This is a genomic window from Mesorhizobium robiniae, assembly GCF_040545535.1.
Taxonomy (GTDB): domain Bacteria; phylum Pseudomonadota; class Alphaproteobacteria; order Rhizobiales; family Rhizobiaceae; genus Mesorhizobium; species Mesorhizobium robiniae.
In genome coordinates this window covers 184,541-211,332 of sequence record NZ_JBEPMC010000010.1, presented here as the reverse complement: position 1 = coordinate 211,332, position 26,792 = coordinate 184,541, and the positions used below count along the sequence as shown (strand labels likewise).

Annotated in this window: 28 protein-coding genes and 1 tRNA gene; 16 read left to right on the top strand and 13 right to left on the bottom strand. The window is 61.4% G+C overall.

What is annotated here, in order from left to right; all coding sequences use genetic code 11:
* The first annotated feature begins 7 nt into the window (after positions 1–7).
* From ABID19_RS25720 to ABID19_RS25710, 3 genes are all read left to right on the top strand, one after another.
* Entirely contained in the window at positions 8–391 is a 384-nt protein-coding gene (locus ABID19_RS25720; RefSeq protein ID WP_354493721.1) for a co-chaperone GroES, read from the top strand.
* A gap of 94 nt (positions 392–485) precedes the next feature.
* A complete protein-coding gene (groL, locus tag ABID19_RS25715; RefSeq protein WP_354493720.1) occupies positions 486–2,111 on the top strand; it encodes a chaperonin GroEL in 1,626 nt (541 codons plus the stop codon).
* A 140-nt stretch (positions 2,112–2,251) separates the two neighbouring features.
* On the top strand, positions 2,252–2,416 hold the full coding sequence (locus tag ABID19_RS25710; protein ID WP_354493719.1) for a hypothetical protein: 165 nt from the start codon (positions 2,252–2,254) through the stop codon (positions 2,414–2,416).
* Positions 2,417–2,437: 21 nt separating this feature from the next.
* Here the strand turns inward: ABID19_RS25710 and ABID19_RS25705 are convergent, their stop codons facing one another.
* A complete protein-coding gene (locus tag ABID19_RS25705; RefSeq protein WP_354493718.1) occupies positions 2,438–3,991 on the bottom strand; it encodes a trimethylamine methyltransferase family protein in 1,554 nt (517 codons plus the stop codon).
* A gap of 20 nt (positions 3,992–4,011) precedes the next feature.
* Positions 4,012–6,426, bottom strand: coding sequence for a GcvT family protein (locus ABID19_RS25700; RefSeq protein ID WP_354493717.1), 2,415 nt, complete (start codon positions 6,424–6,426; stop codon positions 4,012–4,014).
* Between the two features lie 130 nt (positions 6,427–6,556).
* On the opposite strand from ABID19_RS25700, the gene ABID19_RS25695 reads away from it, so the two are divergent.
* The 4 genes from ABID19_RS25695 to ABID19_RS25680 all read left to right on the top strand — a co-directional run bounded on the left by ABID19_RS25695 (position 6,557) and on the right by ABID19_RS25680 (position 10,793).
* Positions 6,557–7,195, top strand: a complete 639-nt coding sequence (locus ABID19_RS25695) for a TetR/AcrR family transcriptional regulator (protein ID WP_352929101.1) — start codon at positions 6,557–6,559, stop codon at positions 7,193–7,195.
* A 199-nt stretch (positions 7,196–7,394) separates the two neighbouring features.
* Positions 7,395–9,554 carry a transglycosylase domain-containing protein gene (locus ABID19_RS25690; protein WP_354493716.1) on the top strand — a complete coding sequence of 720 codons (2,160 nt, stop codon included), beginning with the start codon at positions 7,395–7,397 and terminating at the stop codon, positions 9,552–9,554.
* Between the two features lie 113 nt (positions 9,555–9,667).
* Positions 9,668–10,252 carry a DUF1214 domain-containing protein gene (locus ABID19_RS25685; RefSeq protein WP_354493715.1) on the top strand — a complete coding sequence of 195 codons (585 nt, stop codon included), beginning with the start codon at positions 9,668–9,670 and terminating at the stop codon, positions 10,250–10,252.
* On the top strand, positions 10,245–10,793 hold the full coding sequence (locus tag ABID19_RS25680; protein ID WP_354493714.1) for a DUF1254 domain-containing protein: 549 nt from the start codon (positions 10,245–10,247) through the stop codon (positions 10,791–10,793). The genes ABID19_RS25685 and ABID19_RS25680 overlap by 8 nt, the downstream gene beginning before the upstream one ends.
* A 15-nt stretch (positions 10,794–10,808) precedes the next feature.
* Here the strand turns inward: ABID19_RS25680 and ABID19_RS25675 are convergent, their stop codons facing one another.
* Entirely contained in the window at positions 10,809–11,033 is a 225-nt protein-coding gene (locus ABID19_RS25675; RefSeq protein WP_354493713.1) for a hypothetical protein, read from the bottom strand.
* 211 nt (positions 11,034–11,244) lie between these two features.
* Here ABID19_RS25675 and ABID19_RS25670 point away from each other — a divergent pair, with 211 nt between their 5' ends.
* Positions 11,245–12,264, top strand: a complete 1,020-nt coding sequence (locus ABID19_RS25670; RefSeq protein ID WP_354493712.1) for a DUF2336 domain-containing protein — start codon at positions 11,245–11,247, stop codon at positions 12,262–12,264.
* Positions 12,265–12,309: 45 nt separating this feature from the next.
* Here the strand turns inward: ABID19_RS25670 and ABID19_RS25665 are convergent, their stop codons facing one another.
* The 3 genes from ABID19_RS25665 to ABID19_RS25655 all read right to left on the bottom strand — a co-directional run bounded on the left by ABID19_RS25665 (position 12,310) and on the right by ABID19_RS25655 (position 15,240).
* Positions 12,310–12,657 (bottom strand): DUF1491 family protein, encoded by a 348-nt coding sequence (locus ABID19_RS25665; protein WP_354493711.1) that lies wholly within the window; start codon positions 12,655–12,657, stop codon positions 12,310–12,312.
* A gap of 89 nt (positions 12,658–12,746) precedes the next feature.
* Entirely contained in the window at positions 12,747–13,520 is a 774-nt protein-coding gene (locus tag ABID19_RS25660; RefSeq protein ID WP_354493710.1) for a peptidoglycan-binding domain-containing protein, read from the bottom strand.
* Entirely contained in the window at positions 13,495–15,240 is a 1,746-nt protein-coding gene (locus ABID19_RS25655; RefSeq protein ID WP_354493709.1) for an ATP-binding protein, read from the bottom strand. Before ABID19_RS25655 ends, ABID19_RS25660 begins: the two co-directional genes overlap by 26 nt.
* Before the next feature lie 535 nt (positions 15,241–15,775).
* Between ABID19_RS25655 and ABID19_RS25650 the strand changes: the two genes are divergently transcribed.
* The gene (locus ABID19_RS25650) at positions 15,776–16,144 is read left to right on the top strand and encodes a DUF5330 domain-containing protein (RefSeq protein ID WP_354493708.1); all 369 of its coding nucleotides are present in this window, start codon (positions 15,776–15,778) and stop codon (positions 16,142–16,144) included.
* A gap of 115 nt (positions 16,145–16,259) precedes the next feature.
* On the top strand, positions 16,260–16,688 hold the full coding sequence (locus ABID19_RS25645; RefSeq protein WP_354493707.1) for a SufE family protein: 429 nt from the start codon (positions 16,260–16,262) through the stop codon (positions 16,686–16,688).
* A gap of 145 nt (positions 16,689–16,833) precedes the next feature.
* Here the strand turns inward: ABID19_RS25645 and ABID19_RS25640 are convergent, their stop codons facing one another.
* Positions 16,834–17,259 carry a Ros/MucR family transcriptional regulator gene (locus tag ABID19_RS25640; protein ID WP_287244296.1) on the bottom strand — a complete coding sequence of 142 codons (426 nt, stop codon included), beginning with the start codon at positions 17,257–17,259 and terminating at the stop codon, positions 16,834–16,836.
* 432 nt (positions 17,260–17,691) lie between these two features.
* Positions 17,692–18,060, bottom strand: a complete 369-nt coding sequence (locus ABID19_RS25635; RefSeq protein WP_354493706.1) for an SH3 domain-containing protein — start codon at positions 18,058–18,060, stop codon at positions 17,692–17,694.
* Between the two features lie 116 nt (positions 18,061–18,176).
* Here ABID19_RS25635 and ABID19_RS25630 point away from each other — a divergent pair, with 116 nt between their 5' ends.
* From ABID19_RS25630 to ABID19_RS25615, 4 genes are all read left to right on the top strand, one after another.
* Positions 18,177–20,288 carry a S9 family peptidase gene (locus ABID19_RS25630; RefSeq protein ID WP_354493705.1) on the top strand — a complete coding sequence of 704 codons (2,112 nt, stop codon included), beginning with the start codon at positions 18,177–18,179 and terminating at the stop codon, positions 20,286–20,288.
* A gap of 80 nt (positions 20,289–20,368) precedes the next feature.
* On the top strand, positions 20,369–20,995 hold the full coding sequence (locus ABID19_RS25625; RefSeq protein WP_352929117.1) for a LysE family translocator: 627 nt from the start codon (positions 20,369–20,371) through the stop codon (positions 20,993–20,995).
* Positions 20,996–21,193: 198 nt separating this feature from the next.
* Positions 21,194–21,583 (top strand): SET domain-containing protein, encoded by a 390-nt coding sequence (locus ABID19_RS25620; protein ID WP_354493704.1) that lies wholly within the window; start codon positions 21,194–21,196, stop codon positions 21,581–21,583.
* A 204-nt stretch (positions 21,584–21,787) separates the two neighbouring features.
* The gene (locus ABID19_RS25615) at positions 21,788–22,636 is read left to right on the top strand and encodes an LON peptidase substrate-binding domain-containing protein (RefSeq protein WP_352929119.1); all 849 of its coding nucleotides are present in this window, start codon (positions 21,788–21,790) and stop codon (positions 22,634–22,636) included.
* 6 nt (positions 22,637–22,642) lie between these two features.
* Here ABID19_RS25615 and ABID19_RS25610 read toward each other — a convergent pair whose 3' ends face one another.
* The 5 genes from ABID19_RS25610 to ABID19_RS25590 all read right to left on the bottom strand — a co-directional run bounded on the left by ABID19_RS25610 (position 22,643) and on the right by ABID19_RS25590 (position 26,174).
* A complete protein-coding gene (locus ABID19_RS25610; RefSeq protein WP_354493703.1) occupies positions 22,643–23,590 on the bottom strand; it encodes a cytochrome c in 948 nt (315 codons plus the stop codon).
* 9 nt (positions 23,591–23,599) lie between these two features.
* A complete protein-coding gene (locus ABID19_RS25605) occupies positions 23,600–24,043 on the bottom strand; it encodes a c-type cytochrome (protein WP_352929122.1) in 444 nt (147 codons plus the stop codon).
* A gap of 290 nt (positions 24,044–24,333) precedes the next feature.
* Complete coding sequence (locus ABID19_RS25600; RefSeq protein ID WP_354493702.1) at positions 24,334–24,936, bottom strand: superoxide dismutase; 603 nt, start codon at positions 24,934–24,936, stop codon at positions 24,334–24,336.
* Positions 24,937–25,042: 106 nt separating this feature from the next.
* A complete protein-coding gene (locus tag ABID19_RS25595; protein ID WP_354493701.1) occupies positions 25,043–25,921 on the bottom strand; it encodes a branched-chain amino acid aminotransferase in 879 nt (292 codons plus the stop codon).
* Between the two features lie 61 nt (positions 25,922–25,982).
* Positions 25,983–26,174 (bottom strand): hypothetical protein, encoded by a 192-nt coding sequence (locus ABID19_RS25590; RefSeq protein WP_354493700.1) that lies wholly within the window; start codon positions 26,172–26,174, stop codon positions 25,983–25,985.
* Positions 26,175–26,397: 223 nt separating this feature from the next.
* On the opposite strand from ABID19_RS25590, the gene ABID19_RS25585 reads away from it, so the two are divergent.
* Positions 26,398–26,476: transfer RNA gene (locus ABID19_RS25585), tRNA-OTHER, on the top strand.
* Positions 26,439–26,738, top strand: coding sequence for an HAD-IA family hydrolase (locus tag ABID19_RS25580; protein ID WP_354493699.1), 300 nt, complete (start codon positions 26,439–26,441; stop codon positions 26,736–26,738). The genes ABID19_RS25585 and ABID19_RS25580 overlap by 38 nt, the downstream gene beginning before the upstream one ends.
* Positions 26,739–26,792 lie beyond the last annotated feature (54 nt).

Here is a 26,792-nt window from a genome sequence, read left to right as displayed (position 1 = left end):
AGTTCCCATGAAATTCCGGCCACTTCACGATCGCGTCGTCATTCGGCGCGCCGAAAGCGATACCAAATCCAAGGGCGGCATCATCATCCCCGACAATGCCAAGGAAAAGCCGCAGGAAGGCGAAGTGATCGCCGTCGGGCCAGGCGCGCGGGATGAAAGCGGCGCGCTGATCGCGCTCGATGTCAAGGCCGGCGACCTCATCCTGTTCGGCAAATGGTCGGGAACCGAAGTCAAGATAGACGGCGAGGACCTTCTGATCATGAAGGAGGCCGACATCATGGGCATCATCGACAAGAGCGAGATGGGCATCATCGACAAGGGCGAGATGGGCATCATCGACAAGAGCGAGATGGGCGTCATCGAGAAGACCGTGGCCGTCAAGGCCGCCTGATCGGGCGGAACCGCCAACGGCTTTCGATGCCTCAAGCGACCGGCCGATTCGACAAACGAAGCGACCGACTCCACCAACGAACGGGATGAAAATCATGTCTGCCAAAGAAATCAAATTCTCCACCGATGCGCGTGACCGCATGCTGCGCGGAGTCGAAATCCTCAACAACGCCGTCAAGGTGACGCTCGGCCCCAAGGGCCGCAACGTCATCATCGACAAGGCCTATGGCGCGCCGCGTATCACCAAGGACGGGGTGACGGTGGCCAAGGAAATCGAGCTTGCCGACAAGTTCGAGAACATGGGCGCCCAGATGGTGCGCGAAGTGGCATCGAAGACCAACGATCTCGCTGGCGACGGCACCACCACAGCCACGGTACTTGCCGCTTCTATCTTGCGCGAGGGCGCCAAATTCGTTGCCGCCGGCATGAACCCGATGGACCTGAAGCGTGGTATCGATCTTGCCGTCACCGCCGTCGTCAAAGAAATCCAGGCACGCGCCAAGAAGGTCAAGTCTTCCGGTGAAATCGCGCAGGTCGGCACCATTGCCGCCAATGGCGACGTAACTGTCGGCGCTATGATCGCCAAGGCGATGGACAAGGTCGGCAATGATGGCGTCATCACCGTCGAGGAAGCCAAGACCGCAGACACCGAACTCGACGTCGTCAAGGGTATGCAGTTCGACCGTGGCTATCTCTCGCCCTATTTCGTTACCAATGCCGAGAAGATGCGCGTCGAGCTGGAGGACCCTTATGTCCTTATCCATGAAAAGAAGCTCGGCAATCTGCAGGCGATGCTGCCGATCCTCGAAGCCGTGGTGCAAAGCGGCAAGCCGCTGCTGATCATCTCCGAGGACGTCGAAGGCGAAGCGCTGGCGACGCTGGTCGTCAACAAGCTGCGCGGCGGCCTTAAGGTCGCGGCAGTCAAGGCGCCAGGCTTCGGTGACCGCCGCAAGGCGATGCTTGAAGACATTGCAGTGCTCACCGCCGGCCAGATGATTTCCGAAGATCTCGGCATCAAGCTGGAAAACATCACACTCGACATGCTCGGCCGCGCCAAGCGCGTGCTGATCGAAAAAGATACGACCACGATCATCGACGGCGCCGGCGAGAAAGCCACGGTCCAGGCGCGCGTCGCGCAGATCAAGGGGCAGATCGAGGAGACCACCTCGGACTACGACAAGGAGAAGCTGCAGGAGCGGCTGGCGAAGCTCGCCGGCGGCGTCGCGGTCATTCGCGTTGGTGGCGCGACCGAGTCCGAGGTCAAGGAAAAGAAGGACCGTATCGACGATGCGCTGAACGCCACGCGCGCGGCGGTAGAAGAAGGCATCGTTCCCGGCGGCGGCGTTGCGCTGTTGCGCGCCAAGGCCGTGCTGAAAGGCCTGACCGGAGCCAATGCCGATGTGACGGCAGGCATTTCGATCGTGTCGAGAGCGCTCGAAGCGCCGATCCGCCAGATCGCCGAGAACTCCGGCGTTGAGGGTTCGATCGTCGTCGGCAGGCTCGCCGACAGCAAGGATCACAACCAGGGTTTTGACGCCCAGAACGAAACCTATGTCGACATGATCAAGGCCGGCATCGTCGACCCAGCAAAGGTGGTGCGGACAGCACTGCAGGATGCTGGCTCGATCGCGGCATTGCTGATCACTGCGGAAGCCATGATCACCGACATTCCCGCCAAGGATGCCGCGTCTGCGGCCCCTGGTGGCATGGGCGGTTACTGACCGTCGCCCGAAGTGCCCGCCCGACAAGGCCGGACGGGCCGAGCCAGAACAATGGCCGCCGGGGCATTTCCCCGGCGTGCCAAGGATTTCCGCCAGTCAGGAAGACTTCCATCAGTCAGCAACGACAGGGAGATCGACAGATGATCACGTTCGTACCGAAGCCAAATGCAGTGCTGGCAACCAAAGCGGCCGAGGAAAGCCGCTTCGATCGTATTCGCAGACTTGCCGCCGACAAGCACAGACGGGCCGATGCTGGCGCGATACGCCGTGATCCGCAAAAAACCGGCGCCAAGCGCCCGATGTGAAAGCGCGTGAGCTGAACTACATCACGAGACCGGCGCTGCCCCGCCCTCTTCAGTGCGCCGGGCGATGAATTCGTCCAGAGCGCCTGATGTGGCAACCGCCGAGGCCGGCGGCTGGAAATCGGCGACCAGCCGCTTCCAGATGCCGGTGGCGCGCTCGGTGGCCGTCTTCGAGCCGGCTTGCGTCCAATTGCCGAAATTCGACCAGTCGGCGACCAACGGTTCGTAGAAGGCGGTGCGGTAGCGCGCCATTGTGTGTCCGGCCGAGAAGAAATGTCCGCCCGGCTGCACTTCGGCGATCGCCTCGAAGCCGATCGCGGCCTCGTCGCCGGGCGTCGCCACGCAGAGTTCGGCGACCGTTTGCAATGCCTCGATGTCGGTGATCAGCTTCTCGAAGGAGACGCTCAAGCCGCCTTCGAGCCAGCCCGCCGCATGGATGCAGACCGTGGCGCCGGCCAGCACCGAGCCCCATAGGGCGAATTGCGTTTCGTGGGCCGCCTGAGCATCCGAAATGTTGGCGGCACTGCCGCCGCCGGAGCGCCAGGGAAGGCCCGTGAAGCGGGCAAGCTGGCCGGCACCGAGCGTCGCCTTGACGTGCTCTGGCGTGCCGAAGGCCGGCGCCCCGGATTTCATGTCGACATTGGACGAGAAGGAGCCATAGACGACCGGCGCGCCCGGCCGCACGATCTGGGCCAGCGTCAGCCCGGCCAGCGCTTCGGCATGCTGCAGCGTCAATGCGCCGGCCACGGTGATCGGCGCCATGGCGCCGGCCAAGCAGAAGGGCGTGATGATCAACACCTGCCCTGCCCTGGCGAAATCGATGATGCCTTGCGCCATCGGGATGTCGAGCTGGCGCGGCGAGTTGGTGTTGATGACGGTGTAGCAATGGGCGCCGCTGGCGAATTCGTCTTCCGACAGCCCGCGCGCCAGCCTGATCATCGCAAAACCATCCTCGACCTGCGGCGTGCCGCGCGCGAAGACGAACGGGAACTTATCAGAGAGCGTCAGCTGAGCCCGGTTGACGGCATAATGGCGCAAACGATTGTCGATGTCCTGCGGCTCGATGCAGGGCCCAAGCATATGTAGCACGTCGAAATGCTGCACCAGCCGAATGAGATCCTCGAAAGCGGCAAGCGTCCCAGGCCGCCGGCCGCGCTCCAGATCGGTGACGTTGGGCGCCCCGGATCCCGCCAGGAATGTCATCGAGCCGAGCTCGAGCATCAGGTCTCGGGCACGGTCGCCGGCGTGCGCCCGGATTGATTTCGGCGCCGAGGTAAGTGCGGCTGCCACGATGTCGCGACCGATGCGCACCATCTGGCTGTCCTCATCGACCAATGCGCCGGCACGGGCAAGAGTGACACGCGCTTCGGGCAACAACACCTTGACGCCAAGTTCCTCAAGCACGCGCAGTGCCGTGTCATGGATCGCGGCAACTTGGTCGGCTGAAAAGATCGGCTGCGGCAGGAACGGATTCTTCAGGGTACGATAGTCCGGCCGCCGGCTGGACTCGCTGCCGGCCTCGCCGGTTCGCCCGCGCCTGCGTTCGCGCCTTAAATCACGTGCGGCGTCGTCGACCATGGCGGATACTCCTTATTGTCTCATTGCCGCATCGCCTTCCCCTGGGGATCGTAGGGCGAGGCGGGGATGATGCGCGCTGGCCGCTCGACGCCGACAATGTGCACGGACAATGCCGTACCCTCCCTCGCAAAATCGCGTTCGACAAGGGCCAGCGCCAGGCTCTTGCCGACCGTGTAGCCATAGCCGCCGGAGGTAACGAAACCAATGCGCCGGCCGTTGTGCCAGACCGGTTCGAAGCCGCTGGCGTCGGCGTCGAGCGCGTCCACCTCAAGCGTCACCAAGTGTTGCCTGGAGCCGCCGGCCTCCCGTTCCCTCAACGCCGCCTCACGGCCGATGAAGCCGTCCTTGCCGAAGGCGATGAAGCGGTCGAGTCCGGTCTGGCCAGGTGTGTAGCCCTGGGTGAATTCGCGCGACCAGATGCCGAAGCTCTTTTCCAGCCTGAGCGCGTTGAGGGCGTAGAAGCCGATCTCGGCAAGGCCGAGATCCTCCCCGGCGGTCAGCAGCGTTTCGCGCAAGGTGGCATGCATGCTGGCCGGGCAGTTGACTTCGAAGCCGAGTTCGCCGGCAATCGACAGACGCGCGACACGCGCACGCACCATGCCAATGTCGAATTCGCCGCAAGCCATGAACGGCAAGGCCTCGGCCGAGACATCCTGATGCGTGGTGCGCGCAAGAACCGCCCGTGCATGCGGCCCGGTGACGAGGAAGCCGGACATTGCGTCGGAAATGTCGGTAACGGTCGCGCCTTCTGCCGCATGGGCCTCGAACCAGCGCATATGGAATTCCCTGAGATAGTAGGAACCCATGATCCAGTAGTTGCCGCCATCCCAGTTGAAGACGGTGAGATCACCTTTCAGCCGGCCATCGTGGCCCAGCATCGGCGCGAGTTTCGCTTGCCCCGGTTTCGGCAGCCTCGAGGCAAACAGCCGGTCGAGCCAGGCTTCCGCGCCCGAGCCGGACACCGCATAGCGCGAAAAGGCCGAGGTGTCGACGAGACCGGCGGCGCGCCGGACCTGCAGCGCCTCGTCGCCAACGATGTCGAAGGCATTGGAGCGTTTCAGCGTGGTGTTCTCGCGAAAGTCCATTGGCGCAAAATAGGCCGGGATTTCCAGCCCCCATGAGGCCGTCCATTCGCATCCTGCCGCCGTCATGCCGTCATAGGCGCCGGGGCGTTTCAGCGGGCGGCCGGCTGGGAGGCGCTCATTGGGAAAGGTCATGACGAAGCGGCGCGAATAGAACTGGCGCGTCGTCTGCTTGAGATAACAGCGGTTAGCGGCAAACGCCCCATAACGGGCGATGTCCATGCCGAAGATATCGGCCCGTGGTTCGCCATGGATCATCCACTCGGCCAACGATTTGCCGACGCCGCCGCCCTGGCTGAAACCGGCCATGACGCCGCAGGCGACCCAATAGTTCCTCAGGCCACGCACCGGGCCGACAATCGGGTTGCCGTCAGGTGTGAAGGTAAAGGCGCCGTTCACCCATTTTTTGATGCCGGCCGTCGCCAGGCAGGGGAAGCGCTCATAAGCCCTGGAGAGTTCCGGGCTGATGCGGTCGATGTCCTCGGGGATCAGTTCGATGCCGTAATCCCACGGCGCGCCGTCCATGTTCCAGTGCTTTGGGTTCTGCTCATATATGCCGAGCAAAACGCCTTTGCGCTCCTGGCGGAGATAGGCAAAGCCGTCGAGATCGACGGCAAGGCCGAGCTCCCTGTCGAGGGCGGCGACTTCCGGAATGTCCTCGGTGACGAAATAGTGGTGCTCCATCGGCGTCACCGGCAGGTCGACGCCGGCCATGCGGCCGAGTTGCTTTGCCCAGAGACCACCGGCATTGACGACATGCTCGGCAACGACCATGCCTTGCTCGGTCAGCACATCCCAACCGCCATCGGCGCGCGGCTTCAGGTCGAGAACGCGGTTGCGCAGAATGACGTCGGCACCGCGCTTTCTTGCCGCCCCGGCATAGGCGTGCGTCGTGCCGTAAGGGTCAAGATGGCCTTCGTTGGAATCGTAGAGGCCGCCGAGCACGTCGCTGACATCGACGATTGGGCAGATTTCCTTGATCTCTTCCGGGCTCACCAGCCGGGCGGTTTCGATGCCGACCGACTGGAACACGGCCCAAGCCGATTTCAGCCACTCCCAGCGGGCGGGGTCGCTGGCCATGTTGACGCCGCCGGTCATGTGCAGGCCGGCATCCAGGCCGGATTCGGCCTCGATCTCACGATAGAGCTTGATGGTGTAGTCCTGTAGCGCGGCGACATTGGGATCGGCGTTGAGCGCATGGAAACCGGCCGCCGCATGCCAGGTCGAACCGGCCGTCAGCTCGGCGCGCTCGATCAGTGCCACATCGGTCCAGCCGAACCGCGCCAAATGGTAGAGCACCGATGCTCCGACCACGCCACCCCCGATGACGACTGCACGATAGTGCGACTTCACGGCTTCCTCCGGCTGTTCGACGCTTGCTCAATCCTGGCACCATATATGTACTGTACATATGTGTCTAGAGTGTAGGCATAGCTGTCCAGTCCGCTTGCGCGTCGTTATCCGTCATGCCAATTGTGGGTGCATGATCATGATTGCTCCACAGGACGAGCCGGCGCCCGGCAACATCAAGGTAACGCGCTGGGACTGGATCAATCTTGCGCTCCAGACATTGATTTCAGATGGCATCGAAAGCGTGCGCGTGCTGCCGCTCGGCCAGAAGCTCGGCGTTTCACGCTCAAGCTTCTACTGGTATTTCGAGAGCCGTCAGGATCTGCTCGACCAGTTGCTTGCCCATTGGCGGGACACCAACACCAAGGCGATTGTCGAACGCGCGCAGCGGCCGGCCGAAAGCATCATCATGGGTGTGATGAACGTGTTCGAATGCTGGGCCGATGAGCGCCTGTTCGATCCCAGGCTCGACTTTGCCATCCGGGAATGGGCGCGTCGCTCCGACGACGTGCGCCGGGCCATCGACCAGGCCGACAATGACCGCCTGGGCGCGATCCGCGACATGTATCGCCGCCACGGCTACGATGAAGAGGATGCCTTCATCCGCGCCCGCGTGCTCTATTACATGCAGATCGGCTATTATGTGCTCGACCTCAAGGAACCGGTCGAGGCGAGAGTCAGTCATCTCGCCGCCTATCTGCGCAGTTTTACCGGCCAGGAGCCAAGCGACACCGACGTGGCGCATTTCATGCGCTTTATCGCGGCGCGGTAGTATTGAAAGCGGATGCGCGCCGGCAAGGCGTTGGAGGTGGCCCACAAGCCCGACTCCCGTATATAAACTGTACAGCGCAAGTCCTCCTCGCCCTTGTGAGCGGCGCCAAAATGGACGAATAGTCTTGGTGGGCGCGCCGCCCTGAAATTGCCCCCATGCAGTTTCTCAGTGGGAGGCGTAGCCGCAGCCGGATCCTGGAATGGCCAGTCCTTTGAAACCACGCAAGAGAAGAGGTCCGATTGCAGCAAGGCTGCTGGCGGCGGATGCGTGGTTTGATTCCTCGCTCTACGAGATCGGCTTCAAAGCGCGCCGGTTCTGGGAAGCGGCCACGATTTTTTTCCGGCGCTTCCGCGTCTCCGGCTGGCGCCGCGGCGTCGTCGAACTGTCAAGCGAGGCCTTCACGCTCGGCGCCGGCGGCATCGTCGTCATGCTGGCGCTGGCCTTGCCGGCCTTCCAGGAGACCGCCGGCGACTGGCGTGCCCAGGGCGATTTCGCCGTCACTTTCCTCGACCGCTACGGCAACGAGATTGGCCAGCGCGGCATCATCCAGCGCGATTCGGTGCCGGTCGACGAGATGCCCGACCAGGTCATCAAAGCGGTGCTGGCCACCGAGGATCGGCGTTTCTTCGATCACCACGGCATCGACGCGCTCGGCCTTTCCAGGGCGATCTTCGAGAATGTACGGGCGAATTCGGTGGTCCAGGGCGGCTCGAGCATCACCCAGCAGTTGGCCAAGAACCTGTTCCTGACCAATGAACGGACGTTGGAACGCAAGATCAAGGAAGCCTTCCTGTCGCTGTGGCTCGAGGCCAATCTGTCGAAAAAGGAGATCCTGCAGCTCTATCTGGACCGCGTCTACATGGGCGGCGGCACCTTCGGCATCGAAGCGGCCGCCGATTTCTATTTCGGCAAGAGCGTCAAGGATCTGAATCTCGCCGAAGCGGCGATGCTGGCCGGCCTGTTCAAGGCCCCCACCAAATACGCGCCTCATATCAACCTGCCTGCTGCCAGGGCACGGGCCAATGTGGTGTTGTCCAATCTCGTCGAGGCCGGTTTCATGAGCGAGGGCCAGGTGCTGCAGGCGCGGCTGCATCCGGCCGAAATCGTCGACCGCGGCGAGCAGAAGAGCCCGGATTACTACCTCGACTGGGCGTTCGAAGAGGTCAAGAAGATCGCGGCGAAGTCCGGCCAGCATTCGGTGGTCGCTCACACCACTTTCGACGCCAACATTCAGAAGGCGGCGGAAGAATCGATGGAGTTCCATCTCCGTCAATTCGGCAAGGAATACAACGTCACCGAGGGTGCCATGGTCGTCATAGAAACCAATGGTGCGGTCAGGGCGATCGTCGGCGGCCGCGACTACGGTGCCAGCCAATTCAACCGCGCCACCAAGGCGTTACGCCAGAGCGGCTCATCGTTCAAACCCTATATCTACGCAACAGCGATGGAGCACGGCTTCACGCCGGACTCCGTCGTTTCCGGCGGCCCGATCTCCTGGGGCAGTTGGTCGCCTCACAATTACAATGGCGGATCGGCCGGCAAGGTCACGCTGATCACGGCGATGGCCAAGTCGATCAATACCGTGCCGGTGCGGCTCGCCAAGGATTATCTCGGCATCAAGCCGATCAAGGCGATGGCGGAAGCCATGGGCGTCGAATCGCCACTCGAATCACACAAGACGATGGTGCTCGGCACATCGGGCATGACCGTGATGGACCAGGCGACAGGCTACAGCGTGTTCGCCCAGAACGGCTTTGTCGGCTCACGGCACGGCATCACCCAGCTCGTCACCCGTACCGGCGACGTGGTTTACGATTTCACCAAGGACGCCCCGCCGCCGCACCGAGTGCTCTCGCAGCAGGCGTTGAAATCCATGAACACCATGCTGGCGGCGGTGCCGGTGATGGGCACGGCGCGGCGCGCAGCCCTTCCCAACATCGTATCGGCCGGCAAGACCGGCACCACGCAGTCTTACCGAGACGCCTGGTATGTCGGCTTCACCGGCAACTACACGGCTGCCGTGTGGCTCGGCAATGACGACTTCACACCGACCAACAACATGACCGGCGGCTCGCTGCCGGCGATGGTGTGGCAGCGGCTGATGGTCTATGCGCACCAGAATATCGACCTCAAGCCGATCCCCGGTCTCGATCATCCTTTCGTCGACGAAAAGATCGCCGCCAAGGCCGAGGAAGCGGAAAAGAAGAATGCCGAACAAGCAGCGGCCAACGCCGCCGCCGAGCGCCCGCCGGTGCTGTCCAGCCAAACCACGCGGACGCTCAGGGACATCACAAGGCTGTTCCAGTCGGCGCCGGTCCTCCAGGCACCCACGACGCCGGAGACCCTGTCGGCGCTTTGATGCCGGCACGCGGGCCAGGCCATACTCGCGCCGGCAAATTCCGAGGGTCCGCTTGCCATGGCCCCCTGCCCCGCGATATCCCCGAGCGGCACTCCTCTTTCCCGCGGCTCTTCATGCTCAAGAATGCCTTCCTGACGCTCCTCGCGCTTACCATAGCCATCGGCGGCGGCGGCGGCAGCGTCTGGTACGCTCTCAAGACGCAGGATGGTATCGGCGCGATCAGGATCGGCCCATGGACGGCGTTTCCCGATATCGGCACGCAGGCGGCGGACCCTTATTCAAGAGCCCGCGTGGCGCGCGAGGGCGTGCTGGCGCTCGGGCGGGCAGAAGGCCTGTCCTTTATCGCCGAACGCGATTCCGGCGGCGAACAATTGAAACGCCAATGCGCCTATGAAATCGAAGGCGGATTTCCCACGGCGCGGTTCTGGACGCTCTATGCCGCCGATCAATCGCTCGGCGTGGTCGAGACCGGCAAGTCGAGGCTTGCGGCACTTCAATCTTACCAGGTGGTGCGCCAACCCGACAATTCGGTGGTGGTTTCCGTCGGCAACCACCCCGCGCCGGGCAACTGGCTGCTTTCCGACGGCTTCGGCCGGATGTATTTCGTGCTGACATTCTACGACACGCCAATTGCCAGCAGCACGGGTCTTTCGGATGTCAAGTTGCCGCAGATCGTGAAGGTCGGCTGCAATGCGTAAGCTGCTGCACGCGATCTTGCTCGGCCTGCTTGGCGCCGGCATCGTGCACATCGTCGTGCTGCTGCTCGTCCCGGAATTTTCCGAACGTGATGCCTGGTCGCGGCTGGCCATGGCCTCGGATCTCTATAGGATGACCAGGCTGGACGCAGAGGCCGGCGGGACGCCGGTGGTGAAATCCGTCGATCCGCTGTTTTATGCAGCGGCTTGCCGGTTCGATCTGTCCGAAGGAATGGTGCGGGTGAAGTCGCCAGGAAACGTCCCGTTCTGGTCCGTATCGGTCTATGACCGCAGCGGCCACAACATCTACTCCTTCAACGACCACAGTGCGACCGGAAGGGTGCTGGACAGTATCGTCCTGACGCCGGCGCAGATGATCGAGATGCGCAAGGATCTTCCCGAGGAACTGCAAGGGGCAATCTTCGTCGAGGTACCCATCGATGAAGGCATGTTCGTCATCCGCGCCTTCGTTCCCGACGACAGCTGGAAGCCAACCGTGTCGCGGTTTCTCGATCAGAGCTCCTGTGAGCTGCAGGATTTCTAAAGCGGATCCTGAAAATCAGTGGTGTGGAACAGGCAGCGTCCCCGACGAGCCTGGCGTCCCCGACGCGCCTGGCATCGAGCCCGGCTTGTCCAGACCGACGCCTGTCCGGGTCTCGCCCGTCAGTGGCCGTTGCTCATAGCGGACGCCGGGGAAAATGATCACCGCCGCCGGCGCTCCGGTGTTTTGTTCTGCTCGATTGGTTGCCGCCGTTCGCGGCACGAAAGACAGTACCATGCCCATGGTTCGCGTATTCCTCTCGGTTGCCCCGGAGCACAACGCAACGCCTCCAATCTGATTAAGGACGCCAGTAGGTTAACGGAACGCTAACGGATCGCCGCTAATTTGATCTTTGTCTAAAGGTCAGGAAGCCTTGGCCCGCGGCGAATGCGAAACCGACACAGTCCCGGTCGAGCATGGTCCAGATTGTGTGTCGAGTATCAGGCGTATCTTCGTGTCAGCTTCGGATTTCAGGCAAATCGCTATACGGGCTGAATCGGGAAAGGCCGAAAGGCTGTTCCGTGCGGCGGTGTCGGCGTTCTGTTCGCTCACCCGCCCTTCACGCCGGGAGATCGCGCAGCTTGAAGACCTGACGCTTCCGCTTTTCGCCAATGTGTCGATCGAATCACGCCGCTACGTCGCTGCCGCCCTTTCCGAGTGCGAATATGCGCCCACTGCGTTGGTCCGGCGGCTTTGCGAGGAGCCGGTCGACGTCGCCGCCCCGCTGCTCATCCGCTCGCGCGCGCTCAGCGATGTCGATCTCATCGCGCTGATCGGGCGGCACGGCCTGCCGCATGCGCGTGCCATCGCGCGTCGCAAGAACCTGAACCCGACCATCGCGGATCTGATCAGGGTGCTTGAAAAGCCGACATTGGTACGGATGCGACAGCCGGAGGCGATCGTCGAGCCGACGCCCGAAACCGCCGAACTCGCCGCGCCCAATCCCGCCGCGCAACCGGAGCCCGGCGCCGCTGCCGAAAATACACGGCGCCGGCTGCGGTCGATGATGCATGCCGACACGAAGAGCGCCAGCGCGGCCACCGGTCCGTCCGACGGCGCCGAAACCTATGTCAAACTGCGCGAGACGGCGCTGACCGGCAACGCCGCGTTCTTCCAGACAGCACTGGCCGACGCGCTCGAAATCGATTTCTCAACGGCGCGATTGCTTACCGCAAACCAGAATTACACGTCGCTGCTGGCCGCCCTGCGCGCGCTCGATCTTGGCGAAGACAGGGCGTTCCTGATCACCGTCGCCGTTTATCCCACCACTTTCCAGCATCCGCAGGCGATCCGCATCTTCCTCGACCGTTACCGCCTGCTGCATCGCGAGGCAGCGTTGGACAGGCTCCGCGGCTGGAAAGCCGAGGCATTGTCGAAGGCCGTTCGCTATACCGGACCTGTTGCGGCATACGCCGACATCCGCGAGGCGAACAGCGACAATGCTGCCGCTAACGTCAAGGCGCGTCGTGTCTGAAGAGATTCAAGCGAACGCTTTAAGCCTCTGTTTTCATGAAGATCGTTAGAGCGACTTGATGGAGATCAGTTCCTCGACGGGAACAGAGCCGGCCTCGATCTCGACCACCCAGATGTCGGGGTCGAATTTCTTCTCCCTTTCCAGTCGAGCGTCGAAGACGGCGACATCGTCGCCTGCGCCGAGCAGGCTGAAGAAACGCTCATCGGGCTTGGCTGAATCATAGCTCGTCTGCGGCGCCGGCCCGAACAGGGCGATCTCGCCCAGCCTGCCACGCGCCAGCACAAAAACGGCGCCGGCCTCGGTCGCGCCGCGCTTGACCACGGCCGCGAAGCCGCCGGCGCCGAAAACCCGGCGCAGCAGGGCCGACACCCACAGATCGGTGGTTACGCGCATCACAAAACTCCGGACGAGATCCGGGTGCTGTTTAGCGAGTTTTTCGCCAATCCGCGAGCGATCGCTTCGACCATTAGCAGGTCAAAGCTTCAGTTGGTCAGGCCGATCTCGCGCATCTTAACGTAGACGACCTCGTCGGGCTCGCCGGTCTCCGGCAATCCGAACAGCGACTGGAACTCCTTGATCGCTGCCTTGGTGCGTGCCCCAACCACGCCATCGAGCTGCATATCGTCATTGCCGAATGCCTTCAGCCCGGCCTGGATCTTGATGATACGGGCGTCGGGCGCTGGCGCTGCCGCATTTGCCTGCGTCGAAACGGAAACGGGAACGGCGGCCGTGTCGCCCGGGCGAGGTGCAGGATGCGGCACCGCCGTGGAGGCGGTTGGCGTGGCGCCCAATTGATCGAGCAGGACGCTGTCGATCTCGCCGGAGGCGTTGAGCCCGACCTTCTGCTGATAGGCTTGGATAGCCTTGCGCGTGTTGGGGCCGGTAATCCCGTCGACCGTACCGGAGTAGAAGTCGAGATCCTTCAATATGCCCTGGACCTGTTCGACGACTGGATCGCTCTTGATCGGTGCCGAGGCCGGCCCCGGCCGCACGATGTTGATGGTAGTCTCTGGCTCGTCGGCGTCTGCGCGAGGAAAGTTCTCTATGCTCCTGGTCGCGAAGAACGCGCCGGCATGGGGAAAAGGCTGATACCACAGGGCGTTCGCCGAGACGTAGAACAGCGTCACCAGGAAGGCGGTCGAACCGCCGACCAGAACCGGGTTGCGCGAGATCAGGCTGCCGATGGCGACCGCGCCACCTTGCAAGGCATTGCCGCGGCGCTTGACCGCCTTAGGCTGTTTTGCGGAGCGAGCCATGCCTGTCCCCTTTCGTCTCGCCTTCCGTCTTGGCCGCGGGCATCGGCAGCACGCCGGGCTTGTCCGTCGAACGCCCCCTCGGTCCGTTCACCGGCAAGCTGATCGTCACCGTAGTGCCCTCGCCTGGCATGCTTTCGATCGACATCGTGCCTTCGTGCAGTGCCACCAGCCCCTTTACCAGCGACAGGCCGAGCCCGGATCCCTCGAAGCGGCGCGTATAGTCGTTCTGGATCTGCATGAACGGCTTGCCGAGATTGGCAAAGTCTTCCTCGGCGATGCCGATGCCGGTGTCCCTGACCCAGAAATGCAGTCGCGAGCCGATCCGCTTGGCGCCGACGACGACATCTCCGCCATCGGGCGTGAACTTGATCGCGTTGGAAACGAGATTGATGAGGATCTGCTGCACGGCGCGACGATCGGCGTTTATCTCGCCTGCATCCGGTGCGATCTGGGCTTGCAGTTCGATGTCCTTGGCTTGGGCCTGCAAGCGCATCATCGACCGGCACATTTCGACCGCTTCCACAAAGCGGAATGGTTCCGGCTCGGTTGCGTAGGCGCCGGCTTCGATCCTTGACACATCGAGTATCGAGGTGACGACGGCAAGCAAATGCTGGCCGGACTCCTTGACCAGGCCGACATATTCCTTCTGGCGCGGATCCTTGAAGGTACCGAACATCTCATGCAACAGCATGTCGGAAAAACCGATGATGGCGTTCAACGGCGTGCGAAGCTCATGGCTGACAACCGCCAGGAAACGTCCCTTTGCCACTTCGGCAGACGCGGCCGCCTCTTTCGCAGCGGCAAGCTCTTCGCGCAACCCGGTGACTTCGTCGTTTTCACGCAAGACGAATGTGAAGACGTCCTCCTGCTCTTTAGCCCGCATCAGCTCGAGGGAAAACGGCCGGTAATTGTCCGCCGTCGGGCCGTTGCCGTTTTGCGGCAGCCGGACGCGAACATCGAGCCGGCGCGCCAATGCGCCATCGCGCATGTCGGCCAGCGCACTGAGGTATGCGACGCGATCGGACAGATGGATGCGGTCGAACAGGCCGGTACCGAACAGAAGTTCCGGCTGCAGCTTCAGGATCGCGCGCGCTTTTGCCGACGCATCCAGAACCTCGCCATGCCTGCCTGCCCGCAGGACAACAGCGTCGATGACGTTTTCGAGCCGATCGTCCGTCGCCGGGTCACGCTGCGCGCCGGCCGGGTTGCCAAGGGCTGCTATCCGCGGAATGAGGGTGAGCGCCCAGGCCAGCGGCAGCAGCCAATGCCACGCAGCGATTTCTGCCGCGCCGAACGGGAAGACAAAACCGGCAAAGGGCTGCAGCAGGATAGCGACAGATGCGGATACGGTGCCCCAAAATGCGGCGCGACGAGACGCGCCGATCCACCAGGCTTCGAACGGCAGCGCCAGGACAAGCATGGCGACCGGCGAGGCCAGGCCTCCCGCTGCGGCAATGACACCGGCAAGAGCGAAACTGCCCATCGCCAGGGCAACCTGGCCGGCGAACGCCATCTTGCCCGATGCCGCCACCAGCAAGGCGGCAAACCAGCAGAAGCCGAACGTCGCAAGGATCGCAGCCATGGTCACGGCAGCGCCAATGCCCGAGGTGACCAGCGTGACTGCTGCACCTGCGGCAAAGAACGGAGCGGCCAGCATGACACCGATAAATCGGCTCTGGCACCGGCGGTCGTTCTGTCCGAGTATCGACGGATGAACCATACGTTCGCAACCGGCTGCCATGGCGCCGGGCAACTCAACGTATCTGGTTCTTATCGAACTCAACTCAACGCACTCGCATCCGGTCGTGAACAGCCCTGCTTCGCAGGTCGCTTTTGTTGATCTGAAACTCGCATCCAGCGTTTAAGGAATGGATAAGGCGGGACCGACCAATGCCCGGCCCGAGGCAAATATCGGGAGGCCGGCGCGGCAAAACCTGGGCAATTGCAGCCATAGTAAATGGAGCGTTATCCGGGCTGACCGCCCTCCCGCCGCTCACAGCTGCCATCCGCACGCTGCTCTTTTGAGAAATAACTATAGAAAACAGTCAGATGGATGGTTAACCTTAAGTGAAGAAAATAGCCTGGATCTGAGGCAAACCCGTTGCAAAATGCTTCGTTTCGAATTTGCCTAAAATTTGAGGAAAATTTTCGCTGACTAGACAAGCCGTCCTTTGTGCGTCTGTGCCACTATCGCAATCATAAAGAGGTCATGCCGCACGAATGCATGGTCCGGTCATGGATGAGAGGGCATACAGATGGGCTTTCTGATAAGAATGGCTTTCTGGTTTTCGTTGGTGCTTCTGGCGCTGCCGCTGAATGTCGGCTCCGGCGAGACCGGCTACCAAAGCGTCGGGCCGATCCAGGCCTTGTTTGCGGCGCGCGAGGCGGTCGGCGACATTGCCGGCATATGCGAACGCAAGCCTGACGTCTGCGAGACCGGCAAGTCCGCAATGCACACGATCACCGCCCGAGCCAAGGAGACCGCCAAGATCGCAGCCGCCATGTTGGACGACGAGACCGCCGAACCCGACACGGCGACAACGACCGGCAGCGTGCCCGAAGACATCGTCCTGCCCGCGAAAGTCGACTTGCCGGCAAAGGGCGACTTGCCGGCAAAGAACTGAGGTATTTTTCAGCCACGTCTATCACTGCACCGCAGGCCGATCGCCCGCTCGATGCCTACGGTGTTTTTCCTCTTTTTCCGTGACGCGGCGTCGCCGGGTGACTATATCCGGGGCGATGACCACGACGATCCAAACGATCCGCGACGATTTCTCCCTGCTTGACGAGTGGGAAGACCGCTATCGCTATGTGATCGAACTGGGCGAGGCGCTGCCGCCATTTCCCGATGAGGAACGCAATTCCGTCAACAAGGTGCCCGGCTGCGTTAGCCAGGTCTGGCTGACCACGGAATATGGGTCGGGCTCCGATCCAGTCGTCACCTTCGCCGGCGATTCGGACGCCCATATCGTGCGCGGCCTCGTCGCCATCATGCTGGCGCTGTTTTCGGGACGAACCGCCAGTGAGATCCAGAAAACCGACGCGGAAGCCACGCTGAAGGCACTCGGCCTCGACGAACACCTGTCGCCGCAACGCGCCAATGGTCTTCGTTCTATGGTCAAGCGCATCAAGCGCGACGCCGAGGCGGCCTTGAGGCAGACCGCCTGACTGGCTGATTAGGTCAACAGCGCAATCAATCGGCATGACGGCGCCGGATACATGGCAACGCATGTCGCGCAGCAATGCTCCAAAAGCAAACGGCGCCCGGAGGCGCCGTTGATCATCTAACACAAAGTAGAGAGAGTGCGGGTTATCAGCGCCCCTTGCGCTTGCGGCCGAGACCCATCTTCTTGGCAAGCTGGGAGCGGGCAGCAGCATAGTTGGGAGCAACCATCGGATAGCTTGCGTCCAGGCCCCATTTTTCACGATATTCGTCAGGCGTCAAACCGTAGTGGGTCATCAAATGACGCTTCAGCGACTTGAATTTCTTGCCGTCTTCAAGACAGACGATGTAGTCGTCATGGACTGAGCGTTTCGGGTTTACTGCCGGCTTCTGCTTGTCGGCAGGCGGCTGTTCACTGGCCCCACCCACGCGCCCGAGGGCGGCATGGACATCGGCAATAAGGCTCGGCAGCTCGCCGACCGGCACCGGATTGTTGCTGACATAGGCGGCTACGACATCGGCCGTCAATTCGATCAGCGCATCACTATTTCTGGAAGGTGTTTCGACAATATCCATGGCTTCATGGCCCCAACGAAAGGTGTTTCTATCTGCGCCCTATTTTTGACAGGTCGGGCACCGCGCGAAATTTTTGCAGGAAAGAGCCTCTGCGATTCGCGTCGCAGCATCCTAATGAGCCAGTGAACGAAGTAAGTCAATTCGCTTCTTGTGCTATATTCATCGATGTTAAGAAAATATTCCACGATGAGCTTCAATCTTTCGTGCACTCTGTAACTTTACGATATTTTCTGGTCAGACCAGCAGCGGCTGACGCTAGGTCAAGCTGCCGTTACATCCATTGCAGCTAGTAAAAATATCTCAATGCTTCGCTATGCTTGGTTGTAGCGCGCGCTAGCTGGTTGTTTAGAGTCCGCGAAACCATAGGTTGCGATTTGTCTCGGCCGCTGCTGCGAATAGCCCAGAGATCAGCCGTGGACCGCCACCGATCCGTCAATGCGGGGCGATGTATTTTCCATAGACCCAGCCGGTGACGAAAGTGCCGTTCTGTGCTGGATCATGCCAAACTTCGCACCAGCGATAACGGATCTTCTGCTCCTGCCTCCAAGCCGGCTGCTTGGCGATGTCGAGAAGGTTTATGCCGCCGGTGCATTTGCCGGTCATCTGCAAAACGGCTCCGTTGGGATAGGCGGCCTGCTTCTGGGATGACCCGGCCGGATACTTGCGCACGTTGAGCGTGTCGCCAAACGGAAGGTTGGTCACTTGCCAAGCGGCGAACACGGTTGCATGAGATTGGCCGGTAAAGGCTAAAACTGTCGAAGCGGCGGCGAAAGCCGCGGCGGCGTGAAAACGGAATTTCATTGTCTCTCTCCTCCGGCTCATCTTCTGGAGCGGGTGCAAACATATGTTCCGGCTCTTGAACCCGCGCTGATCGGCGTGTTCATTCTCCATTCAAGTAACTTCCACAGCGAGACGCAATGACCCGAACCCCAGCATTTCCGACTGTAACCCCGCCGCAACCGGAGAAACGACCGGTCTTCGATACACATCATGGAGTAACCCGGACGGACGACTATGCCTGGCTGAGAGCCGATAATTGGCAAGAGATGTTCAGGGACCCGTCCCTGCTCGACGGCCAAATCCGCGCCCATCTCGAAGCCGAGAACGTCTACCAGGCGGCGTTGATGGCCGACACCGCACCGTTGCGGAAGCAGCTTTTCAAGGAGATGAAGGGCCGCATCAAGGAAGACGATTCTTCCGTGCCAATGAAGGACGGACCCTACGCCTATGGGTCATCTTTCAAGCTTGGCGGCGAGCAGCCGCGTTATTTCCGGACACCGCGCGATGGCGGCGACCAGCAGATCCTGCTCGACGGCGATCTCGAGGCCGAGGGCAAGGCCTATTTCCGCCTCGGTGGCGTCGATCATTCGGCCGATCACGGCAAGCTCCTATGGGCGTTCGACGACAAGGGCTCCGAATTCTTCACGCTTCGTGTGCGCGATCTTGCCAGCGGCAACGAACTGACGGACCGGATTCCGGACACAGGTGGCGGCGGCGTGTGGGATGCCGGCAACGACGGATTTTTCTACACCCGCCTCGATTCCAACCACCGCCCCTCCAAGGTGCTGTTCCATGTCCTTGGCGACGACCCGCAGAATGACCGGCTGATCTATGAGGAAACCGATCCCGGCTTCTTCATGAATGTCGGCGGCACGCGCTCCAACGAATGGATCATGATCGGCATCAACGATCACGAGACCTCGGAGTACCGGCTGATGAGCGCCAGCGAGCCGTTCGCCGAACCGAAGCTGGTTTGCCCGCGCGAGACTGGCCTGCAATACGACCTCGAAGAAGGCGGCGATATCTTCTTCATTCTCACCAACGCAGACCGCGCCAAGGATTTCAAGGTGATGACGGCGCCGGCGAGCGACCCAGTGCGCGCCAACTGGCAGGAACTGGTGCCGCACGAAGCGGGGCGGCTGATCCTCTCGGTGATCGGCTTTAGGGATCATATGGTCAGGCTTGAACGCAAGGAAGGCCTGCCGCGCATCGTCGTGCGCGATCGCAAGAGCGGCGAGGAGCACCTCATCTCTTTCGACGAGGAAGCATTCTCGCTCGGCCTGTCGGGATCCTACGAATACGACACCGAGATCATGCGCTTTTCCTACTCGTCGATGACGACGCCGGCGCAGGTCTTTGACTACAACATGCGCACCCGCGAGCGCGTGCTGCTGAAGACCCAGGAAGTGCCGTCCGGTCACGACCCGGACCACTATGTGACGCGGCGGCTGATGGCGCCCGCCGCCGACGGCGAACTGGTGCCGGTCTCGCTCATCCATCACCGCGAAACGCCGCTCGACGGTTCGGCGCCTTGCCTGCTCTACGGCTACGGGTCCTACGGCATCACAGTGCCGGCCGCCTTCAACACCAACTGCCTTTCATTGGTCGATCGCGGCTTCGTCTATGCCATCGCCCATGTCCGCGGCGGTAAGGACAAGGGTTACGGCTGGTACGACGACGGCAAGCGGGCGCACAAGATGAACACGTTCACCGATTTCATCGCAGTCGCACACCACCTCGTCGCCGAGCGCTACACGGCCCATGACCGAATTGTCGCACAAGGTGGCTCGGCCGGTGGCCTTCTGATGGGCGCCGTCGCCAATATGGCGCCGGAGTGCTTCGGCGGTATTGTCGCCGAGGTTCCGTTTGTCGACGTGCTCACCACCATGCTCGACGGGACCTTGCCGCTGACGCCGCCGGAATGGCCGGAATGGGGCAATCCGATCACTTCGAGGGACGATTATCAGACCATCGCCGCCTACTCGCCTTATGACAATGTCGCCACGCTCGATTATCCGCCGATCCTGGCGCTTGCCGGCCTCACCGACCCGCGCGTCACCTACTGGGAGCCGGCAAAATGGGTGGCGCGGCTACGCGACCGCAAGACTGGCGACAATCCGGTGCTGTTCAAGATCAACATGGATTCCGGCCATGCCGGCGCATCCGGCCGGTTTTCCAGGCTTGAGGAGATCGCCTATACATATGCCTTTGCGCTGAAGGTTGCAGGCAAGGCCGACCTTGCCGCGTGAGCACCGGCGGATGAGCAGTCATTGCCTTGCGTTCCGCAACGTGGCTTCATTGGCGGGGAAAGTTGCGGAGAAGCCAACCAATGATCGATCTTGCCACATTGATTGCATATGTCGCGGTTGTGCTTGGCTTTGTCTTTATCCCAGGCCCCGCCACTCTTCTGACAGTGGCGAGGGCGACCAGTTCTGGAACCAGGGTAGGCATCGCAACCGGCGCCGGGATCGCGGCTGGCGACGTTGTTCACACCTTCATGGCGATAGTCGGGATTTCGGCGATCATTGCCACGTCGGCGGCGCTGTTCAGCATCGTAAAGTACGCCGGTGCGGCCTACCTCGTTTATCTCGGCATTCGCGCGATCATCGAGAAAACGCCGGCCAACCCGGCTGCTGGCGCGCTTGCGATCTCCGCCGCAAAAGCATTTCGGCAAGCTATCCTGACCGAAGTGCTCAACCCCAAGACCGCGCTTTTCTTCCTCGCATTTCTTCCTCAGTTCGTGCGGCCTGAAAATGGATCGGTCATGCTTCAGTTGACCGCATTGGGAGTCGTCTTTGTCGTGCTGGGCCTTTTCAGCACGGTCGTCTTTGCAGTGAGCGCTGGGCGGCTCGGCACTTTCCTGCGCCGAAATCCGACGGTGCTGAGATGGCAGGGCAAGGTTGTTGGCGGAATCTACTGCGCTTTGGGCGTCCGGCTGGCGCTGCAGGAGCGCTAATGCGCGGCAGCCTTGCACGGCCTTGCCGCTTGCTCACAGTCACGAGTTTTTAATTTGCGTGATCCCTCTCGAAGCGTCTGCCCCAAGTCATGCGCAGCGGATTTTTCTGCTCGCAATTCCGATGGCCGCGCGCTACCCAATGCGCGGCTTTCGCGACCGCGCCACCCAAAATCACCCAGTCACTCCAAAGGGTCTGCTATGATGCTCGTCGACGTCTATCTCGACAAATCGCCCATCCAAGGCATCGGAGTTTTTGCCAAGAACCACATTCCCCGTGGCACACTGGTTTGGAAGCTCAACCCCAATTACGACCGGCGCATCCCGGTCGATGTCTATGAACGCGAGACCGGACCGGTAAAAGCCTATCTCGACCGTTATTCCTATCCCGACCGCCGCGACCCTAACTACATCGTCTTCGAAGCCGACGACGCGCGCTACATGAACCATGCCGATAACCCGAATTGCGACGTCGCCTCACCCGAGGAGACATATGCATTGCGCGACATCGCGCCCGGCGAGGAAATGACGTGCGACTACAATCATTTCTTCGACACCGGCTTCGATTTCCTGGGCGATCGCCACCCGTAAAACGGGAACGTGGAATGCAGCGCGGGCAGGATTGACAACACCGGACCTTCAGCGCACCCTCCAGACAGGTGGATACAACCTGCTGCTTGCACCCTCCGGGGTAAGGTGAATGTATCGAGCCACTTCAGGCTCCCTTTGCCCGAACGAACGGGTCAGTAATGCAAGCCCTGACGTCTTCCGTTCTTCGAAGCAAAGGATCATTCCATGCGCGATTTCCGCGATGCAAAAGCCATGGCGCAAACACTGTCCGAAGCGCTGAACGCCAAATCTGTTTCCCTGTCCCACAGCGAAAGCCTCGAGCTCATTGCCAGGGTCCTCGGCTTCCGCGACTGGAATGTATTGGCTGCAAGGATTCAGGCGAGCCAACCCGTCGGTGCTGGGCCCAGAAACCCGACGCCCGAGGCCAGCCCACCCCCTTCCTCCGGCGCGGATCTGCCGATTTTTCCAATGCGGGATTTCGTGCTCTTTCCGCAAATGACTGTTCCGGTCTTCGTGGGCCGGGACAAAACGCGGCGCGCGGTGGAGCACGCGATGGCAGGCGACCGCCGCGTTCTTGTGGTCGCCCAGAGGCGGGCGACCGACGATGATCCCGGCAGCCTTGATTCTCTCTATCCAGTGGGTGTCACTGCAAGCGTGATAAATTGCCAAACGCAGGTGGATGGTGTTCTCAAGGTCTCCGTTTCCGGCCTCCAGCGAGCCGCGATCCTCCACCTGGCCAACGCCGACTTTCTGGCGGCAGAGGTCGCGCCGGTTGAAGAGCAGCGTGGCCAATCGGCGGAGGCGGCAGCACGTTCGAGCGCGGTTCTCGATACATATCAGAGCTACGCCAACATCGATTTTTCCTCGATCCAGCGAAGGCCCAAGGCGCGGCTCGGTCTGCCCTCCATCGGCGATCCCGGTGTCCTAGCCGATACGCTCGCGCCGCTGCTGTCGATCAGCATCGAACAGAAGCAGCAACTTCTGGAAACCAGCGATGTCGTCGCCCGACTGGAAAAGATCCTCGACCTGATGAAGGCCGGCCGGCCTGAGAATAGGCCAGAGCCAACCGCCTAACGGGTGCTAATTCGTCGACTTGCGCGCGGGATAGCCGTCGGGATGCGGCGGGACGGCTTTCAGGTAGGCTGCGATCGCCGCGCGGTCCTCGGGCGTCAGTTCGGCCATGTTTCTCTGCACATCGACCATGGCGCCGCCCACGGAATCGAAATCCGGCGTGAAGCCAGTCTCGAGATAGTAGGCGATATCGGCCTCTGACCAGTCACCGAGCCCGCCTTCGCCCGAAGTGATGTTCGGCACGATGCCGCTGCCTTCGGCGGCCGCAGCACCCGCTAGCCACTGGCTTTTTTTGCCGCCGCCGATGAAATCCCGCGGCGTATGACATTCGCCGCAATGGCCAGCCCCTTCGACCAGATAACGACCTGCCAGCACCAGCTGCGGCGTCCCGTCCGGAAAGGAAACCACCGGCTGATCGCCCAAATAGAGACGTTTCCACAGCCCGATGCCGCGACGGATGTTGAACGGGAATCCCAGCGAATTGGCCGGCGCCTTGCCCGCGACAGCGGGGAGCGTCTTCATGAAAGCATGAAGATCGGCAATATCGGCCGGCTTCATGCGCGCGTAGGAAGCATACGGAAACGCAGGATAAAAATGCTCGCCGGTCGGCGACACGCCCTTCAGCATGGCGTTGGCGAGGTCCTCGACCGACCAGGCGCCGATACCGTCCTTGGCATCCTGCGAAATGTTCGGCGGCACGAAAGTGCCGAACGGTGTCTTGAGTTCGAGACCGCCGGCCAGTTGAAGGCGGGCATCGCCTTGCGAGCCTGGCTTCGCATGACAGGACGTGCAGCCGCCGGCATAAAAAATGCGCTTGCCCCTGGCGGCATCGCCGGAGCCGAGCTGCGCCAGGGTCTCAGCGTCGAGCCTGACCGGCGCCGACAGGAACCAGCCGGCAACCGCGCCGGCGGCGCCCAGAAGAAGGGCAGCGCCGACGAGTTTTTTCAGCAGGCGCATCGCCCGCTATCAGCCCTTCTTTATCCTGTATGTCTGGTGGCAGGTGCCGCAATCGCCGCCGATAGTGTTGAATTGTGTCTTCAAGGCATCGACGTCCGCGGGGGCAGCAGCGGCAGCAGCCTTGACGTCGGCGAGATATTTCTGTTCAGCCGCCTTGAAGCCGGCCATGTCTTCCCAGATCTTGGGAGCAGCTGTGGTGTCGCCGGTGTCGCTGCCCGCCGGGAAAAGAGTGTCGACGTTGGCATGGAATTTTTCGGCATTGGCCTGCAGCGCCTGCAACGCCGTCAGCACGGCAGCGGCGTCGTAAGGGTCCTCGCCCTTAACCACTTTCGACAATTGGCCGGCGATCTTTCCACGTTCCTTCATCAGGGCCTGCCGCTCCTGGATCGGATCGGCAGACGCCGCCGAACCGGCGAAGGCGAGCATCGAGATGGCGAGGATAAGCTTTCTCATTCATTGGCTCCATGGTGAAGATGTTTAGGACCGGATCCGGCCCTAGCGATAACGGCAAAGGTGGCTTAAAAATTCCGGAAATTCGCCTCACGGTTATGTGAATTTTCGCGACAGCCGTTCTTGCGTGGAATGAGCAGCCGATCTCGAGCCAAAAGAAAAGCCCCGTTTCCGGGGCTTTTCTGCAACTCAACGGCGATTACGGCGCGCGCGCCTTTCCGGCACGCAAAGGGCGCTGTAACAGCTTGATTTTGCGCATGATCCTTTCCGAAAATCGATACCGATTTTCGGGGTCATGCGCTGGCCTTTTCGTACATTTCGAGAACGTAGTCCCAGTTAATGAGACTGTCGACGAAAGCTTCAAGGTATTTCGGCCGGGCGTTGCGATAGTCGATGTAATAGGAGTGCTCCCAGACGTCGACGCCCAGGATCGGCGTCGCGCCATGAACCAGCGGGTTCTCGCCGTTCGGCGTCTTCGAAATAGCCAGCTTGCCGTCCTTGACCGAAACCCAGGCCCAACCCGAACCGAACTGGGTGGTGCCGGCGGCGATGAAGTCCGCCTTGAATTTGTCGTAGCCGCCAAGGTCGCTGTCAAACGCCTTTTGCAGCGCGCCCGGCAATTTGTTGCCGCCGCCGCCCTTCTTCATCCACTTCCAGAAATGGATGTGGTTGTAGTGCTGGGCGGCATTGTTGAAGAGCCCGGCATTCTTGCCGAAGGACTGTTTTACAACGTCTTCGACCGACAAATCGCCCAGGCCGGCTTCGGCGGCCAGCTTGTTGCCGTTGTCGACATAGGCCTTGTGGTGCTTGTCGTGATGATACTCCAGCGTCTCCTTCGACATGTAAGGCTGCAAGGCCTCGTAGTCATAGGGCAAGGCGGGCAATTCAAAAGCCATCGGTCGTACTCCTCGTGGAAAAATCCGGTGTCGATACCGGACTAACATAGGTCTGGATTGATGTGGAACAACTCCGGAATGAAGCGCCGATTCTCTTTTTATCGGGTCAACCGGCTGAAGTCGAATGTGCCCAATCCCAATAGAGTTCGCGCGCCTTCTTGGCTACGGGCCCGGGCTGGAGATTACGATCCTCGATGCGGGTGACCGGCACGACTTTCGAATGATTTCCCGTCGAGAATATCTCGTCTGCTTCGAGGAATTCGCGCACCGACAGCGCTTTTTCGGTGGTCTTGAACCCATACTCGTCAAGCAGGGTCATCGTTCGCGAGCGGGTGATGCCGGACAAAAACGTGCCGTTCGGCGCCGGCGTCAGGACATGGCCGTCCTTGACCAGGAAAATGTTCGAGGTTCCGGTCTCGGCGACGTTGCCCAGCATGTCCAGCACCAGGGCGTTGTCAAAGCCGCGCATCTTGGCTTCAAGGATGGCACGGCCGTTGTTGGGATAGAGGCAGCCGGCCTTGGCGTTGGTCGGCATGGTTTCGATGGTTGGTCGCCGAAACGGCGAGACGGTGACCGAAAAGCCCGCCGGAGAGATCATCGGCGATTCGTAGAGGCAAAGGCAGAAACGGGTCGAGGCCGGATCTGCCGGCACGCCCATGTAACCACCATGCTCGGCCCAGTACATCGGCCTTATGTAGACCGCCGTCTTGCCATCGAACTTCTTCAGCCCGTCCCAGGTCAGCCCGACGATCTTTTCGGTGCTCATGGATGGCTTGAGACTAAGCGCGATCGCCGAGGCGTTCGCCCTCGCGGCATGGCGATCGAGGTCGGGGGCGACACCCTCGAACCAGCGGGCGCCGTCGAAGACGCTGGTGCCGAGCCACATGGCATGACTGCGTGGCCCCAGAATGGCGACATTGCCTTCGTACCAGTCGCCGTCCACGAAGGTCCATGTCGCGGATTGCGCCGCAGTCGCCAGTGTCATCGCTTGGTTCCGTTTCAGAACTGTCCTGTGTCGCCATTGGAAGATGCTTTGTCATCTGCCGTCAACCGGCATGACCGAGATTTATTGAGGCCAGCGGCATGCGGATTGCAATCTGTGCTTGCGCCTGGCCTTGCCGCGCCGCAAAACTGTCGTCATGCATTTTGCGGCTTACGTTTTCGACGCCTACGGCACGCTGTTCGACGTGCATGCCGCCGTACGCCGCCATGCCGACCAGATCGGACCGGACGGCCAACTCCTGTCGGAGATTTGGCGCGCCAAACAGCTGGAATATTCCTGGGTAAGGACGCTGATGGGCGCCTATGCGGATTTCTGGCAACTCACCGAACAGGCGCTCGATTTCGCCTTGCGCAAGGTTCCTTCCGCAGACAAGGGGCTCAGGGCCAAGCTGCTCGACGCCTATTGGCGGCTGGACTGCTATCCGGAGGTGCCGGCGGTGCTCAAGACGCTCAAGGCATCGGGCGCGAAACTGGCGATCCTCTCCAACGGCTCGCCTGAGATGCTGGAAGCGGCGGTCAAATCCGCCGCGCTCGACCAATTCCTGGACGACATCTATTCCGTCGATACGGTCAGGCGCTTCAAGACCGACCCGTCGGTCTACGACATGGTCGCGACAGGCTGGCGCCTCTATCCGGATGCGGTGTCGTTTCAGTCATCCAACCGCTGGGACGTCGCCGGCGCCACCAAGTTCGGCTTCCGGACAGTCTGGATCAACCGCTCCAACCAGCCCGAGGAATACCGGGACTTTCCGCCGGCCCTGATCCTGCCCTCGCTCGAAGGCCTGCTGGCCGGAGGCTAACGCATGACCGATCGCGCGCGCTGTAGGCCTGTTGCCCCGGCGCAACAGCGACGG

Excerpts from the sequence above, each read along its gene's own strand:
- ABID19_RS25660 (WP_354493710.1), bottom strand. The coding sequence starts at position 13,520 with ATGGCTCGCTCCGCAAAACAGCCTAAGGCGGTCAAGCGCCGCGGCAAT.
- ABID19_RS25600 (WP_354493702.1), bottom strand. The coding sequence starts at position 24,936 with ATGGCTTTTGAATTGCCCGCCTTGCCCTATGACTACGAGGCCTTGCAG.
- ABID19_RS25605 (WP_352929122.1), bottom strand. The coding sequence starts at position 24,043 with ATGAGAAAGCTTATCCTCGCCATCTCGATGCTCGCCTTCGCCGGTTCG.
- ABID19_RS25695 (WP_352929101.1), top strand. The coding sequence starts at position 6,557 with ATGATCATGATTGCTCCACAGGACGAGCCGGCGCCCGGCAACATCAAG.
- ABID19_RS25625 (WP_352929117.1), top strand. The coding sequence starts at position 20,369 with ATGATCGATCTTGCCACATTGATTGCATATGTCGCGGTTGTGCTTGGC.
- ABID19_RS25650 (WP_354493708.1), top strand. The coding sequence starts at position 15,776 with ATGGGCTTTCTGATAAGAATGGCTTTCTGGTTTTCGTTGGTGCTTCTG.
- ABID19_RS25580 (WP_354493699.1), top strand. The coding sequence starts at position 26,439 with ATGCTGGAAGCGGCGGTCAAATCCGCCGCGCTCGACCAATTCCTGGAC.
- ABID19_RS25675 (WP_354493713.1), bottom strand. The coding sequence starts at position 11,033 with ATGGGCATGGTACTGTCTTTCGTGCCGCGAACGGCGGCAACCAATCGA.
- ABID19_RS25645 (WP_354493707.1), top strand. The coding sequence starts at position 16,260 with ATGACCACGACGATCCAAACGATCCGCGACGATTTCTCCCTGCTTGAC.
- ABID19_RS25705 (WP_354493718.1), bottom strand. The coding sequence starts at position 3,991 with ATGGTCGACGACGCCGCACGTGATTTAAGGCGCGAACGCAGGCGCGGG.
- ABID19_RS25630 (WP_354493705.1), top strand. The coding sequence starts at position 18,177 with ATGACCCGAACCCCAGCATTTCCGACTGTAACCCCGCCGCAACCGGAG.
- ABID19_RS25665 (WP_354493711.1), bottom strand. The coding sequence starts at position 12,657 with ATGCGCGTAACCACCGATCTGTGGGTGTCGGCCCTGCTGCGCCGGGTT.
- groL (WP_354493720.1), top strand. The coding sequence starts at position 486 with ATGTCTGCCAAAGAAATCAAATTCTCCACCGATGCGCGTGACCGCATG.
- ABID19_RS25595 (WP_354493701.1), bottom strand. The coding sequence starts at position 25,921 with ATGACACTGGCGACTGCGGCGCAATCCGCGACATGGACCTTCGTGGAC.
- ABID19_RS25720 (WP_354493721.1), top strand. The coding sequence starts at position 8 with ATGAAATTCCGGCCACTTCACGATCGCGTCGTCATTCGGCGCGCCGAA.
- ABID19_RS25635 (WP_354493706.1), bottom strand. The coding sequence starts at position 18,060 with ATGAAATTCCGTTTTCACGCCGCCGCGGCTTTCGCCGCCGCTTCGACA.
- ABID19_RS25620 (WP_354493704.1), top strand. The coding sequence starts at position 21,194 with ATGATGCTCGTCGACGTCTATCTCGACAAATCGCCCATCCAAGGCATC.
- ABID19_RS25680 (WP_354493714.1), top strand. The coding sequence starts at position 10,245 with ATGCGTAAGCTGCTGCACGCGATCTTGCTCGGCCTGCTTGGCGCCGGC.
- ABID19_RS25685 (WP_354493715.1), top strand. The coding sequence starts at position 9,668 with ATGCTCAAGAATGCCTTCCTGACGCTCCTCGCGCTTACCATAGCCATC.
- ABID19_RS25655 (WP_354493709.1), bottom strand. The coding sequence starts at position 15,240 with ATGGTTCATCCGTCGATACTCGGACAGAACGACCGCCGGTGCCAGAGC.
- ABID19_RS25615 (WP_352929119.1), top strand. The coding sequence starts at position 21,788 with ATGCGCGATTTCCGCGATGCAAAAGCCATGGCGCAAACACTGTCCGAA.
- ABID19_RS25710 (WP_354493719.1), top strand. The coding sequence starts at position 2,252 with ATGATCACGTTCGTACCGAAGCCAAATGCAGTGCTGGCAACCAAAGCG.
- ABID19_RS25690 (WP_354493716.1), top strand. The coding sequence starts at position 7,395 with ATGGCCAGTCCTTTGAAACCACGCAAGAGAAGAGGTCCGATTGCAGCA.
- ABID19_RS25640 (WP_287244296.1), bottom strand. The coding sequence starts at position 17,259 with ATGGATATTGTCGAAACACCTTCCAGAAATAGTGATGCGCTGATCGAA.
- ABID19_RS25610 (WP_354493703.1), bottom strand. The coding sequence starts at position 23,590 with ATGCGCCTGCTGAAAAAACTCGTCGGCGCTGCCCTTCTTCTGGGCGCC.